Below are 14,015 nucleotides of genomic sequence, written 5' to 3' on the forward strand. Positions count from 1 at the left end.
CGGCAAAAGAAAAAAGCCCCTGCGCTGCAGAGGCTTTTCTAATTCCGCTTAAAGAGCATGCCGATTGATAAAGGGATTATGCCAAACCAATGGCTTAATAATGGAGGCCTTGTTCCCTTATGGCTCTTCTTCTGCTCCTTGCGAATTTCCTTTGGCTGATCCATGTAGCTCAGCCATTCGACGGTTAAATATTTTACATAATCATTCGTTTTCATGTGTAATCACCCACCTATCAGTTTCACCAGGTGAGGAATGATTTATACATGACTTTCCGCCAATCGTGACATAATCTCCCCGATAATTTCATCCGGACGCTTGCCTGTTGTATCAATCCGAATATCCGCCGTCATTTCATACAAATCCTTGCGTGCATCATACAGCACTTGAATGCGCTCTGCCTTATTTCCTCCAGCGAGAAGGGGTCTTGTCTGGTCTGATTCCAGTCTTTTCAATATTTCATCTGTGCTGGCCTCAAGCCATACGATGATGCCGTTTCTCTTCATATGTGCCCTATTTTCGCTCCGAAGTACGACTCCGCCTCCGGTCGCGATAACATGGTTATCGGATGGAAGCTGCATAAGTGTCTGCTGTTCCATATCCCTGAAGCCCTGCTCCCCTTCTTCTTCGAAAATACGGGGTATACTTTTCCCTGCATTTTCAACAACGGCGTCATCGCAGTCAGTCACTTGCACCTTCAATTGCTCACCCAATGCTTTGCCGATTGTTGTCTTACCTGTCCCCATGAATCCAATTAAATAGATTGCCTTCATCCGTATTGCTCCTTATAAGTTCTCCGTTCCGCTCAGAACCTTTTTCTTTGACGCTGAGTACATAATCGAGCTTTCGCGCACTGTCTGATCTGTCGTAATCGTTAAAATGATTTGGTATACGCGCTCTCCCTGCGGAATAATCTGATACTTTATTTTCCCATTATAATAGAGCCATTCGCCATTTGTCTCCTTTGAAAGCCCGGAATCAGCGATTCTAATGGCTTCTTTTGTACTAACGGTAAGCAAAAAGGAATAACGAAGTCCATTCGTTTGAAGGGCATGGTAATTCACCTCATTCTTAAATGAACCCGCCGCAAGCAGACAGATAACAAATATCACGGTGAAGAATAAGAGGGAGACTGGCAAGAACATCCCTTGCTCATCATAAAGACGGCTCATAGATATAGCGTTTATAGATTTTTTTCTCAAATGTCCCGCCATTCTGCTTTTGAACTCTGATAAGCAGTTCATCGCCTTTGATTTGAAATGAATAATCTTTCACATTTTGCAGAATTACCTCATGTCCCTCTCCTCCAACTCTCCGGCGGATAATGGTCAAATAGGGCTCATATGTCATTTTTTCTGCTCCTATTTGCAGAGAAAGAATTCTAGGGTTTGGTACATTCCATGCGCTTGCCTGTTGAATTTCCCTGTCGAGCTGCCTGATAAAAATAGTCCACTCCATCCTTTCTACCGAATTTTCCTCTGCCTCGTCCCATTTATTCAGCGACAAAAGAGCCGTGGTCATAAATAAGGCTAGCAAAGAGAAAAGTCCTACAGCAAATAGAACCTCAAGCAAGGTAAAGCCCTTATCTCCCTGGTATCCTTTCACATAGTGATTTTTCCTTCTTGCCTGAAGCAGCATAATCCACACAATAGACATCCCCTTTGAGATGAAACGTGTACAAGTCACCGTTCATTCTTCTCTCTCCTGTTATAAGGGGTTCCCCCAAGTATTGAAAAGCCTGTAGGCCTTCAAATAACCGGCCAATCGCTTCTTCCTCTCGCATGAGATCAGCTTTTTGGATAATCATGCCTGTGTAAATTGGTAAAAGAAACCCTGCTGCCAAGAGAATAATGGAGAAGGATAAAAGCCCGTCCAGCATGGCAAATCCTTGATCTCTATATTTCTGTGAAATAAAATCTCCCCCTTCCGAGCTGGAAGATTAGCTTATAGACAGGGTTGTTCTCTTCATTGGTGAAATAGATTGTCGTCGGGTTTTGAATATGACCGAGGAAAGTGTACCTAATTGTGATAGGGTCATCTCCTATAAATTTCATGGTTCGGGGCTGGTAGGAAGTAAACAGCGTTCCATACCCATTGGCCACAGCACTGTATTTATTGTCATTTGTTTGAATTCGGAAGGATACATTTATGCGCTTTTCCATCGCAAACATTTGGGCATAATACAAATCTTTCTTCACTTGGCGGATATAGGCATGTCGTTCGTATACTTCAAGCATTTTCGAGCCGACGACACTCCCAACCGCCAGCATAAGAGACAGACAGCTCAGCACAAAAAGGGCTTCTATTAGCGTAAATCCACGTTCAGAACGAATCATTCTTAACTTTTGGCTTCTTCTACACTGCCATCAGCATTAATCACAATATCATTTCCTCCTGGACACGAACCTCCATCCTTTATATATCCTCCACTGATTAATTCTGCTTTTGACGGAGTCTTATTTTCTTTTAATTTATAAGACTGAATCTGTCCTTCTACCATCTTAATATAAGCTTCACAGCCCTTCTTATTGACGGCCTCCTGATTCTTGACAATGCTCGGAACCGTGATAATCAAGAGCACGGAGATCACAAGCATCACAATCATCATTTCAATCAAGGTGAAGCCTCTTTCATTTAACATTTTTTTACCCTTATTCATTGATACACCCTCCTATATGGAATTCATTAGCGAAATCATCGGCATTAAGATTGCCAAGTACAGCAGTATGACCAACAAAGCCACTAGCCCAAACATCAGCGGCTGAATCGTTTTTAATGATTTTTCCGTCATCCCTTCCATTTCCTTCAACACTAAACGACTGTAATACAGCAGTTCTTCCCCGAGAAGACCGTTTTTCTGTCCATGACTGACGATTCGCACAAAGTCTTCCTTAAACACCGGTATCTCCCGGCAAATAAACTCAAGTGCGTCTCCTGCCTTTAATTGGTCCATCATTTGCGCTGCTATCTCCCTGACAAGCTGCTTTGGATCCTCCTTCATCATGAATTCGAGTGCATCCAATACAGACAGTCCTCCTTGCAAAAGGGAGCCCAGCTGGATAGAGAAATAATAGGTAATCGATAATCGTCGGTATTGTCGAATAAAGGGGGTTTTCATAAAGAGAGTTTCCTGTTTCAATTTAGGAAGCTTCTTTAAATAATACTGATGAAGAATGGTTAGGAGAATACAAGCCAAAGCGATCAAGACAGGAGAATAACGGACGAGGCTGGATAAGAATCCAGCTGCCTCCATAAAAGGATTCGTACCTAGATCATAATCCTCATACATTTGTGAAAAGCGGGGAAAGAGATAGGTTGTAAATAGTTGAAGCAAGCCAAAGGTAAATATAAAGAGAAACACTGGATAAATCAATAAATTTTTGAGCTTAGCCCGGTCCTCGCATTTCTTCTGCCAAATACGGCCTGCCTCTTTTAAAGTTGAGGGCAGCTGTCCATTCTGCTCACCATAAGACACAAGTCCAACCAGCTCCTGTTCAAAGGAAAGCCATTCGAGGAAATCGCGAAAGGACCGCCCCTCCTTAAGCAGGTTCATGGAATCCTTTAAATCCTCCTGATTGTTCTTTTTACTATGAAGCATAGAAAATTCAATGCCCTCATAAAGACTAAAACCATTTTCAAGCAAATCTCCCAGTTCCGCCAAGAATCTTGCCTGTTCCCGCCCCTTCCATTTGCGGCTTCGCTCAAGTTTCATGAACCCACCTCTCAAATTCTTTCTCTCTCACAAATCCGTAAGCCACAGCACGTCCAATAATGGAGGGCAAATCCTTATAAGCAAAACCTATTTCCCTTCCTTCAATGGATCCCCAGACTTTCGCAAGCTCTGTACCATAAATCAATTCATGCACACTCACACGATCACGATTTCTTGTCATTAAGCAATAGGGAGAGCAGTCTCCTTCACAGTAAGGACAATCCAATTCTAAAAGACGCTGTGTTGTTACAGCCAGCAGGGTTTGTTTCACCTCTTCTTGGTCAACGCCAAATTCAAGCAAACGCCTTACAGCACCTATACCATCCTTTGCATGCATGGTACTAAGAATCAAATGCCCCGTCAAAGCTGCCCGCACAGCTATCTTTGCCGTTTCCGCATCCCTGATTTCCCCAATCATAATAATATCCGGGTCATGGCGAAGCGCGGCCTTTAACCCGATAGAATAACTGATTCCGGCCTTTTCATTAATCTGGACCTGTATGGCATCCTCTGATTGATGCTCAATCGGATCTTCAAGCGTAATAATATTTCGGTTAATGGCGGTTTTGGCATGGTGGAGCATGGAATAGAGTGTGGTGGTTTTTCCGCTTCCAGTCGGTCCGCAAATCAAGAGCAGACCATGAGAATGACGGAGCATAGAAATGAGTGTGGCTGAAGTTTTTGGAAATAAGGAGATTTCATCAATCGGGAGAGTTTGCAGATTGGGGATGATACGAATGACGAGTGATTCCGCATGAGGAGTAGGAAGAGTAGAAAGTCTGAGCCCAATCCATCTCTTTGCGATAAACATGGTCAAGGCACCTGACTGTGGCCGGCGTTTCTCACCGATGTCCATGCCAGCCATGAACTTGAAATGAGAAACCAGCCGATCCGCTCGTTCTTTTTGATAGCTTCCTCCTGGAAACAGGCGATTGTGAATACGGTAATAGAGATGCGTTTCCTTCCGGCTCGGAACGATATGAATGTCAGATGCCTTAAAGGAAACTGCCTCACTCACAACCTTATCTGCTAAATGATCAATGGACAGCAATAATTCTTTCACCTCCTTCTAATGTCGTATATAGGTAATTAGACATCCCCTTCAAGAATCCTTCTTTTTTCCTAAATCTTTTTTCTGCAACAACATTGTGAAGATGTGAACAAAATTCAACATCGCCTCCTCTGTCACATGATTGCCAAAAACACCAACCATGTCCAAACCACCTCCGTACTATAATAAAAGTAACAATAAGGCTGCGAGGTGGACAGAATGGAACAAACATTGAAAGTGACAAATGTCTTATCAGATCCAACCAGGTATTACATCTATCAATATATTACAAGAAGGCATAAGGATGTATCTGTCATAGAGGTCGCTGAGCTGTTCGATATACACCCAAATGTAGCACGCTTGCATCTGTCAAAGCTTGAGGATGTTCATATGTTAGTTTCCGATACACGAAAAACAGGAAAAGGCGGGCGTCCCCGTCGATTTTACCGGCTCTCCGATGAACTCATCCAATTAAATTTCCCTAACCGAGATTATTTAACATTAGCTAAGATGGCTCTGGAAACGATGATTGAGATGGGAGATGCAGGAAGTGAGGCACTTTATAAGACCGGCGAGAAATTCGGCAAAGACATGGCGTTCCAATATGCGAAAACGATTGATGAGGATCCTCAGAATCTATCATTCGATCATAAGCTCGCCATTTTGAAGGAAGTATCCGATAAGGCCGGCTTTTCACCCGAGTTCGTTATCCCGCCTGACCAGACGGATATTCAGTTCAAGGTATTTAACTGTCCGTTCAAAGAACTAGCTGCAGATCACCAGGAAACTGTATGCGGCGCTCATCATGCGTTCATACGGGGCATGTTCAATGCATTATTCGAATCTGTTAATCTAGATGCTGAAGACAATATGATCAGCGGCTGCTCTGCCTGCACCTATCGTGTTCATACAACCCAATAATATCGCTGTGTCATCCCCAGAATTTTATGATAGTTTACAATCTTTAACAATATCCTTATAATGTATTTGATGGACTTTATTAGGGGATGGGAGGTTAGCAAATGGACAGGATGTTCAGAGTATGTGGTTTTTGGACTGGTATTATGGCTGTGATGTTCTTCTTAGGGGATATGTATACGACATCACTACTCTTCGTCGGCCAAACCGTGTTCTTTGTGATATTGGGGTATTTGAAATTATCTGAGAGAATGTATTTATACGTATTTGGTGCTTACTTAACCGTGTTCTTTGCAGGATTCACTTATTGGACCGTGTTCATGATGACTCCTGGTGCAACACATTAATAAAGCCAGGAAAAAACCTTGATGGAGACCCATCAAGGTTTTTTTATCCCTTTCGATTGCAGAAGGACACGGAAATAATCACTAATCGACTCGCCCATTATCAGCTGACGAATTTGCCGGTTCCGCCGGCTTTCAGGAGAGAAGGGGTCAAAATCTGCCTGATGGGCAAGCTCGTTTAGAATTTCTCCTTTGATGAGAAACTCTGCCTGCCCTCCCCAAAAAGCTTCCTCTAAACCTAGTGTCTCTCCCTGACTTCGAAGGAGGTCAAATGGGACATTAAATGTAATATCGGCCTCCCCGGGGAAATCGAGAACTGAATCCAATAAGCGGTGATTCCGGTAGGCTCTGAGTGTGCCATTCTTGCGGAGGGGACTGAATTGTTCATCTCTTTCCATCCCATAGTCAATGGTCAGCATATATCCCCGTGTCAATTTATGTACGGCAGTTTCATAGCTCTCAATCATTTGCAGCGGGATTTCGACCCGGTTCATATGTAGTGGAATGGACCATTCACGGAGCATACGCTTCATTTTCTCATCACCGATCGTTCTAGCTGCTTCTGTCAGCTCACCTGCCTCATCACTAACACCTGCCTCCAGCCATTCTTGACCATCCCTGACGGCAACCTTCACGGGATGCGCATCAAAAAACTCATTAGAGAAAATTATTCCCTCACAGGAAGGAAGATCAGTGACAGAATGATAGAGCTGAACTCTCGAATCATCACCAACTGCATGCCTAATAGCTGCTTGATGATAGGCACTTCCTTCAACGATACGATAGATCAGCCTATCGCTGTAGAGAGGGTCCTCCTTCTTGAATCCTTTCAGTACATTGGCAGCCATCTGCCCGCTGCCTCCCCCAAGCTCAGCCAGAACCGGCGGTAGTCCTGCCTCCTTCAAGGTTCTGCACAGCCACTTCCCCAGAAATTCACCAAACACAGGCGCCATGGCAGGCGTTGTATAGAAATCGCCCTCACGCCCGATTTTTGACTGTTCCCTCATATAATAGCCTTTGTCTGGATGATAAAGCGCTAAGCTAATGTACTGATCATACGTCAAAAAGGCATCTGGTTTCGTTCGAATCTGATCTAAAATGATTTTCTTCATCATGTCCTCCCATCCATTAAAAGAACGTTACAAAGAAAGCCCCTTAATGAGGAAAGGGGCTTTACTCGTTGAGTTACCATTATTGCAGAAAAGGATTATGGGTCATTTCATCCTCTATAATCGTTTCAGGACCATGACCGGAAAGACAGAGGGTATCCAACGGAAGCTTCATAAGTTTTTGCTGGATGCTGTCTAGTAATTGTGCATGTGAGCCGCCAGGAAGATCGGTTCTCCCAATACTTCCGCGAAACAGGGCATCACCAGAAAAGACGAGTTTTTCTTCCTTATCATAATAGGAAACACTTCCTGGAGAATGTCCTGGTGTATGGAGCACCTCAAAGGTAAAGCCAGCAACTTCAAACATTCCTTCATTAGTAATCAGCTCATCTGCGGCATTAGCGGTAATCGGTCCCATTTGGAAATATTGCGAGCCGTTTAATGCGGGGTTCTCCAGCCAATCCTCTTCCTTCTGATGAATATAAACCGGTATATCATAATGCTCCCGAATAGGGTTCACAGCTCCAATATGGTCAAAATGCGCATGGGTCAACAGGATAGCTGCAGGCTTCCATCCTTTCTCGCGGATGATTCCAATCAGCTTCTGTGCTTCCTCACCCGGATCAAAGATGACACAGTCTCCGTTTTCCTTCGCATATAAATAACAATTCGTTTGAAGAGGGCCAAGCGGCACTCGTTTCCATGTTTTTTTCACGGTAATTTTTTCCTCCTTACACGTGCCTTTCTCATCTTTCTATTGTACACAAACCCCTCGCCTGGATAAAGGTATTCACGCATGACCAGCAACCTCTCGACAAATGCTACCAAAACCATTAAAATATGGTAGAATGCTATTTTTTGTTAATTATTTTAGGCATTTGATTATTTCCAAAGGGGGAAATAAAAATGGGACTAGTGATCATTTTTGGTTTAGCTGCGATCCTGGGTATCTTCGCCTTAATCAGCGCATTTAAAAACAAGAACTTTCTCGGCGTCTTATTTGCCCTCGGGACGGTAGCAGTATTTGGCTGGTTTTCCGTGATGACCGTACTAAATAACGGCTACCCTACCGGACATTAATCCGTAAAAGAGGAATCGGGTCAAAAGCTCGATTCCTCTTTTACATGATTTCTGCCTGTGATATCCTCTCAATCGTCCGCTTCTCCATATCAATCAAGGAATCGAGCAAATGGCCGTACAAGCAATAGGTTCCCTTTTTATTGCAGGAAATCGGCTCATTATTAACCCGGTCCACTATCCTCGGCGTCTCATTTGTGTTAAGATTCCATTCAATCAGTTCGTAAAGTGTGGAATCCATCCCAGACATCGGTGCCAGAACAAAGACTGTGTTTCCATCCTCCGGCATATCCATATATGGAATGAGATATTCTCCATCCTTTTCAAGGGTAGGTATCCTTATCTCTTGTATCGGTTTTTCAAAATCGCCTTCTAAATAGACCTTTAGCGTCATAGCTTCTTTATCTTCATCTATTGTTGCTACGATTGTTTTACCGTACTTACTGTAGACCCCTACTGCATCTTCATAAATAACCGTATCTTCCCGTGTCATCATGTCATAGCGATGAACAGGCTCGCCCGCTTCCGCCTTCTCCCCCATATAGGCAATATGGCTGTCGTCAATCCATTGAATAAATGGCTTCGGCAAGGTAAGCTCTGACTCTTCCTTTGTTTCGGCGTTTATCAGCAGGCTGTCGTAGCTCCAATCCTCCTGCAGGGCCATAACTAAGAGCTGATCCTCTGGCTCCATCGTATTATCCCACTCAAAGAGCACGTAGGAGGAGATAATTTCCCGCTTCATTACCTTCCTGCCCTCACGGGTGATGATTTGCAGCGTGGCAGAGTCAGACTTGCTGGAATGGGTAATGGCTATATACTCTCCGCTTGAACTAGCAGAGGCAGACATAATCGCATCGGATGTCCGAAAAAGCTCTATCGGCTTTTCTTCATTGAATTGATGGAGGAATACGGCTTGTCCCTCCTCATCCTGTTCAATCGTGAGAATTTCATCCTCGGAGAGCCAGCCGGCTGTTTCAATCAACTCCTTCTCAGCTACCTTCACAACCGGCTTATTCTCCCTTTCCTTCGTCTCTGCCTTATCTATATGATTCTTGTCATCCTTTGAGCAGGATACAAGCAGAACACTAAATAAAAGGAAGAGGATTATCCAACAAATGCGTACAATTCGATTAATAAACAGCCTGTTTTTTTCCTCTTTCACTCTTCCCTCTCCTCATCTAAACTTCTCATCATTTATCTGCAATCGATTCGTTCCTTCCTTTCAATCGATGTCAGAAAGGTACCCGCCGTTTGCAGCCACCAGTTTTATAAATATATTGAAGCATTCAGCAAATGCTTTGTTTCCTCATAAATCGTCTTGAACTGTGAGAGTGGAAGCGGATTGACTCCTTTACCCAGTTCCAGGGTGAAGCCAGGTCTTTTGTATTCCTGGATGAACCAATCTTTAAAGCCGGCATGGCTGTCCACATACTGAATCGAGGCATAGCTCGTTTTCATCATAAATTCTCTTGCCATAATGGCTGATAGCTGCGGCTCATGTCCATTATAGCCCCAATAGAATTCATGGCCCTGTGTATGCAAGGCTACCACCCGGTCAAAGTTTTCTCTTCTCACAAGGTCTGCAAGAGCAATGGCTTCCCTTTGCGTAAGGGGCTTCTTCCCAGGATAATCTCTTGGTCCAGGTCCCCCCTGATATCTCTCATTCATCGTATCCCAATTAGCGGGAAATTGCCTATTTAGGTCAACCCCTTCTATATCAGCTTTCCACCCATGGAAGTCTATTTTTCCGTCATTTAGTTTCACACACTCTTCGGCAATGTCTGCAGGCGGCCCGTCAATGACAAGATCCACCCCGTCTGGATTCGCCATTCCAACAATCGACAGTTCACATTCCTGAAAGAGTTCCAATGCTAAGCAATGCCCTATTCTCGTTCCGTTCGTCAGGGCAACTAAATATTCATTGAGCCATTCCATCAATACAAGACTCGTAATCCACTCATTGGCATGAAGAGATGCATTCATATGGACTTTCTTCTTCCCAATACCAACTCGTATCTCCTTAATTTCCTTCCCGAGGGATGAATGTCCAATGACCGTTACCTTCATAAAAGGGAATATTGTTTGTAAAATATCTAGATCATTCATATATTTGACTGACGAATACGGTTCGGTCGTATCGACAATTCGATGCTTTATCTTAACGGGAATCCTGCTCATTCGTTCTGCAAGAATTCCTTTCTTCTGATTAATTAAATGGATGCGCTCCCTATTGACAGGAGCCAGAAATTCCTCTTTCGGCATCCGTTCCTTCCTTGTCCAATACCCCGGGATTATAATTTCATCACCTGGGGACAGCAGATTGCCTGTTACATGCGGATTGCTCTCGGCCAGGACCGATAATGGGAGAGCAAACAGCACAGATAATCTAGTTAATAGGTCCTGCTCATATATGGTTACTTTCACATCTCCACTCCCTTTCTCCACCATGTTATGAATAACTGGTACGAAAAAGAAGATGCAGAAGAAAAGTCTCCTCTTTTATCCTAACAGGTATTTCAATGTTTGGACACCTATATCATTACATTATTTTTCCACCACCAGCTTTGTCCATTTGAACACCGAAAAAACAAAAAACCCCAGTAATTTACCAGGGCAGTTCTCATCCTTTATTCATAAAATCGGAGAAGATCTCCATAAATAATCCGGTCTGAATAATCCAGCTCCATCTTGGCCTTCTCTGCATATGGCTCACAGGCGTTCGTTTCAATTGGACTTCCTGTCATCTTGCTATAGCAGGTTTCCTTCGTATACACGTACTCATCCGTAATGAAGCTGCCATCGCGCAAAATAGCCATGTTCATCCGGTTTGGCGAAAACAAATCTGTCCCTAATTGAATATGATTAGTCGTATCGATGCCAAGCAGATGCATGACCGTTGGCCTTAGATCAATTTGCCCCGACACATTGGAGAGTGTTTTCCCCTCCTTTTGCCCTGGCAAATGAATGATCAACGGAACCCGCTGTAATTGTGTTGATTCAAAAGGGGTAATTTCCTTACCCAAATACCGAGCCATCTCCGCATTATGATTCTCAGATATGCCATAATGGTCTCCATAGAGTACGATGACAGTACGGTCATACAAACCCGATTTCTTCAAATCCTCCACAAATAACTTCAACGCTTCGTCCATATAGCGCACTGCCGGGAAATATCGGTTTAACGTCTTGCTGTCAGAATCATACAGATCGATCATCATATCCTCCTCATCAAGCGTGAAGGGGAAATGATTCGTCAGCGTGATAAATTTTGCAAAGAATGGCTCAGGCAGGCTCTTTAGCATTGGCATCGACTGGTTGAAGAAATCAATATCCTTCAATCCCCAATTCACGGAGTTATCATTATTGACCGTGTAGGAAGCCACATCAAAAAACTCATCATAGCCGAAATTTTCATAGATAATATCACGGTTCCAGAAGGTTCTGTCATTCGCATGGAAGACAGCTGAATAATAGCCCTCGTCCTTTAAAATTTCCGGTGTTGCCCGGAAGGTATTTTGTGAATTCGTGAAATACACGGCTCCCCTGCCAATTGGATACAAGGAGTTCTCCGTAATAAATTCTGCATCAGAGGTCTTCCCCTGGCCGGTCTGGTGATAAAAATGATTGAAATAATAGCTTTCTTCAATGAAGTCATTTAGAAAAGGGGTGACTTCTTGTCCATTCATCTTCGCACCAATCGGGAAAGCCTGCAGCGATTCCATTGAGACGTAGATTACATTCTTTCCCTTATAGCGGCCGAACAAGCTCTCAGCAGGCTCCGTTTGCTTTGAATGCACATAATTCTCAATATCAACAAGCTTGCTTCCATCAGCAAGCGCTCTCTGAGCGGAGGATTTGGTTTGTAGGATCAAATCGTATACATGATAGTGATACGTACCGATATTCTTAACGAGGATTTCCCTATCAAAGGTCCTTGTCAGAAGCTGAGGCCGCTCTGCTTCTGAAATCCCTAAACTAAAAAAGGTAACGGCGAATGCTGCCAAATAGTAAAAACGCCGGGTGGCCTTTGGATAAGGCTGATTCTCTTGTAAGAGGTCTGGCCGATAATGAACCATTGCCAATAACAAAAAGAAGTCAAGAAAATAAAGAAGATCCGTCCAATTAAGCAGTTCGTGTACGCTTGAACCGAGATCGCTCATATTACTTGCTTGAAAAAGGACAGGGAGGGTCAAAAAATCATTGAAGAATCGGAAAAAGACGATGTTGGCAAATAAGATAAAGGATAAGAGAAAGCTTATGGCAAGGATGAACTGATTACGGCGCCGCCCTATAAAAAGGGCAACACCAAAGATAAGCAGCAGGAAGCTAAGGGGATTAATGAACAAGATGAACTCCTGCCGCCAATTCTCAATCTTGATGTCGAAGCTTGTTTTGTATACGATGTATGTCTTCAACCAAAGCAGCCCAATGGCCGTTGTAAGAAGCGGTATTTTCTGCACCTTAAATGATTGGTCCATCTTTATTCCTCCCCTCCTGTCTACTCATTGTTTCTATCCTTAGATTAAACGACAGACGCTCCTCTACTCATTACCATATTGCTTATAAGCTAAACCAGCAGCACCAATTACTCCAGCGTCATTCCCTAAGGATGCACATTCCAGCACGGTTGATTCAGCTACACGTGGAAAGGCGAATTGCTCGTAATATCTTCTTACAGGACCTAATAAAAGCTCTCCAGCCCTTGATACACCGCCCCCGAATACAATTTTGTCCGGATTGAGGCTATTGCCGACATTTGCAGCCGTCAGCCCCAAGTATTTCGCTACCTGATCCAGTACGGCTGAACTTGCTTCATCCTCTTCCTTCACACAATCGAATACGTCCTTGGCTGTAATGATGCCTTGTTCGTGATAGCGTTTGGCAATCTGCGATTCCGGATTCTTATTAATTTCCTCCAAAGCAAGCCGAACAATACCTGTTGCCGATGCAATCGTTTCAATACAGCCTGTCTTCCCGCAATTACATGGAGCTCCTCCTTCCGGAATGACAGTGATATGCCCTAGTTCTCCCCCTGCTCCACTTACACCGTGAACCAGTTCCTGATTGGCAATAATCCCACCGCCAACACCAGTGCCAAGCGTAATGCAAACAAGATCATTTGTCCCTTCTCCGGTCCCTTTCCAAAATTCCCCGTAAGAAGCCATATTTGCATCATTATCCACCACAACAGGAATACCAAGCGCATCCTCGAGAAGAGATTTAAGCGGATAATCACGCCAGCCAATATTAACGGCTACATAAATGGAGCCGGTTTCAAAATCAACCGGACCCGGCGCTCCCATTCCCGCTGCAATCAAGACTGCATTTGGCCACGCTTTTAGCGTTTCCTTCACTGAGCTGGCAATCTCCGTTACGATATGCATCCCATTATCAAGCAGGTTGGTTGGTATCTCCCACTTATGTATCACTGTTCCCTCTTGTTCCACAAATGCTAGTTTTACGGTTGTTCCGCCTAAATCAATTCCTAAAAGCCACTCTTTTTTCTCCATCTCTTTCACCCTTTCTTTTGTTTATCTTTCTCTGAAGCGATTTCATGCTTTAAAATCAGAAGGGCTGTTTGATATTCTTTCGTTTCCATTAGCTTCGAACGATATAGCTCACGTACCTCAAACTCCATCATCTCCAAGTCAGCCAAACGGTCCCCCATATATATGTAGCTTCCAAATCTTTTTAAATATTGCTGAATATCATAAACCGTTCTCATCTTAAACTCCTACCTTCCTGGCTCTTACGCTTTAAGTATAGCTGAATTTCTTTCGTTCCCTCAACCTTCTTTTTGATTGTCC

General features: G+C 43.7%; 19 protein-coding genes. 3 read left to right on the forward strand and 16 right to left on the reverse strand.

Features of this window, described 5'->3' with window-relative positions:
• Positions 1-38 precede the first annotated feature (38 nt).
• From ACY8DX_RS15345 to comGA, 9 genes are read right to left on the reverse strand one after another with little or no spacing between them, the layout of a single operon-like run.
• Positions 39-215 (reverse strand): YqzE family protein, encoded by a 177-nt coding sequence (locus ACY8DX_RS15345; RefSeq protein ID WP_082197035.1) that lies wholly within the window; start codon positions 213-215, stop codon positions 39-41.
• Positions 216-257: 42 nt separating this feature from the next.
• Positions 258-770, reverse strand: coding sequence for a shikimate kinase (locus tag ACY8DX_RS15350; RefSeq protein WP_049670159.1), 513 nt, complete (start codon positions 768-770; stop codon positions 258-260).
• A 12-nt stretch (positions 771-782) separates the two neighbouring features.
• Positions 783-1,169: a competence type IV pilus minor pilin ComGG gene (gene comGG, locus ACY8DX_RS15355; protein ID WP_462405564.1), complete on the reverse strand. Its 387-nt coding sequence runs from the start codon at positions 1,167-1,169 to the stop codon at positions 783-785.
• Positions 1,153-1,602, reverse strand: a complete 450-nt coding sequence (gene comGF, locus ACY8DX_RS15360; protein WP_462405565.1) for a competence type IV pilus minor pilin ComGF — start codon at positions 1,600-1,602, stop codon at positions 1,153-1,155. The genes comGG and comGF overlap by 17 nt, the downstream gene beginning before the upstream one ends.
• Positions 1,580-1,876, reverse strand: coding sequence for a hypothetical protein (locus tag ACY8DX_RS15365; protein ID WP_049670156.1), 297 nt, complete (start codon positions 1,874-1,876; stop codon positions 1,580-1,582). Before ACY8DX_RS15365 ends, comGF begins: the two co-directional genes overlap by 23 nt.
• 16 nt (positions 1,877-1,892) lie before the next feature.
• Positions 1,893-2,333, reverse strand: a complete 441-nt coding sequence (gene comGD, locus ACY8DX_RS15370) for a competence type IV pilus minor pilin ComGD (protein ID WP_462405566.1) — start codon at positions 2,331-2,333, stop codon at positions 1,893-1,895.
• A gap of 2 nt (positions 2,334-2,335) precedes the next feature.
• Complete coding sequence (gene comGC / locus ACY8DX_RS15375) at positions 2,336-2,656, reverse strand: competence type IV pilus major pilin ComGC (protein WP_049670154.1); 321 nt, start codon at positions 2,654-2,656, stop codon at positions 2,336-2,338.
• 12 nt (positions 2,657-2,668) lie between these two features.
• A complete protein-coding gene (gene comGB / locus ACY8DX_RS15380) occupies positions 2,669-3,709 on the reverse strand; it encodes a competence type IV pilus assembly protein ComGB (RefSeq protein WP_439802236.1) in 1,041 nt (346 codons plus the stop codon).
• A complete protein-coding gene (gene comGA / locus ACY8DX_RS15385) occupies positions 3,699-4,772 on the reverse strand; it encodes a competence type IV pilus ATPase ComGA (protein ID WP_269431775.1) in 1,074 nt (357 codons plus the stop codon). The genes comGB and comGA overlap by 11 nt, the downstream gene beginning before the upstream one ends.
• Positions 4,773-4,979: 207 nt before the next feature.
• On the opposite strand from comGA, the gene ACY8DX_RS15390 reads away from it, so the two are divergent.
• Complete coding sequence (locus tag ACY8DX_RS15390; RefSeq protein ID WP_049670151.1) at positions 4,980-5,681, forward strand: helix-turn-helix transcriptional regulator; 702 nt, start codon at positions 4,980-4,982, stop codon at positions 5,679-5,681.
• A 101-nt stretch (positions 5,682-5,782) separates the two neighbouring features.
• Positions 5,783-6,025, forward strand: a complete 243-nt coding sequence (locus tag ACY8DX_RS15395) for a DUF2626 domain-containing protein (protein WP_462405567.1) — start codon at positions 5,783-5,785, stop codon at positions 6,023-6,025.
• A 32-nt stretch (positions 6,026-6,057) separates the two neighbouring features.
• Here ACY8DX_RS15395 and ACY8DX_RS15400 read toward each other — a convergent pair whose 3' ends face one another.
• Both ACY8DX_RS15400 and ACY8DX_RS15405 read right to left on the reverse strand, forming a co-directional pair.
• A complete protein-coding gene (locus ACY8DX_RS15400; protein WP_439803428.1) occupies positions 6,058-7,137 on the reverse strand; it encodes a class I SAM-dependent methyltransferase in 1,080 nt (359 codons plus the stop codon).
• Between the two features lie 76 nt (positions 7,138-7,213).
• Positions 7,214-7,846 (reverse strand): MBL fold metallo-hydrolase, encoded by a 633-nt coding sequence (locus ACY8DX_RS15405; protein ID WP_439803427.1) that lies wholly within the window; start codon positions 7,844-7,846, stop codon positions 7,214-7,216.
• A 191-nt stretch (positions 7,847-8,037) separates the two neighbouring features.
• On the opposite strand from ACY8DX_RS15405, the gene ACY8DX_RS15410 reads away from it, so the two are divergent.
• Positions 8,038-8,211 (forward strand): DUF2759 domain-containing protein, encoded by a 174-nt coding sequence (locus tag ACY8DX_RS15410; RefSeq protein WP_049670147.1) that lies wholly within the window; start codon positions 8,038-8,040, stop codon positions 8,209-8,211.
• Positions 8,212-8,251: 40 nt separating this feature from the next.
• On the opposite strand, the gene ACY8DX_RS15415 is transcribed toward ACY8DX_RS15410, so the two are convergent.
• From ACY8DX_RS15415 to ACY8DX_RS15435, 5 genes are all read right to left on the reverse strand, one after another.
• Positions 8,252-9,370: a YqgU-like beta propeller domain-containing protein gene (locus tag ACY8DX_RS15415; RefSeq protein WP_462405568.1), complete on the reverse strand. Its 1,119-nt coding sequence runs from the start codon at positions 9,368-9,370 to the stop codon at positions 8,252-8,254.
• Between the two features lie 104 nt (positions 9,371-9,474).
• Positions 9,475-10,632, reverse strand: coding sequence for a M14 family metallopeptidase (locus ACY8DX_RS15420; protein ID WP_049670145.1), 1,158 nt, complete (start codon positions 10,630-10,632; stop codon positions 9,475-9,477).
• 203 nt (positions 10,633-10,835) lie between these two features.
• Positions 10,836-12,686, reverse strand: coding sequence for an LTA synthase family protein (locus ACY8DX_RS15425; protein ID WP_439803078.1), 1,851 nt, complete (start codon positions 12,684-12,686; stop codon positions 10,836-10,838).
• A gap of 63 nt (positions 12,687-12,749) precedes the next feature.
• On the reverse strand, positions 12,750-13,718 hold the full coding sequence (locus ACY8DX_RS15430; protein WP_049670144.1) for an ROK family glucokinase: 969 nt from the start codon (positions 13,716-13,718) through the stop codon (positions 12,750-12,752).
• Between the two features lie 5 nt (positions 13,719-13,723).
• A complete protein-coding gene (locus tag ACY8DX_RS15435; RefSeq protein WP_049670143.1) occupies positions 13,724-13,933 on the reverse strand; it encodes a YqgQ family protein in 210 nt (69 codons plus the stop codon).
• Between the last annotated feature and the right edge of the window lie 82 nt (positions 13,934-14,015).

Source organism: Gracilibacillus sp. Marseille-QA3620 (assembly GCF_054950035.1).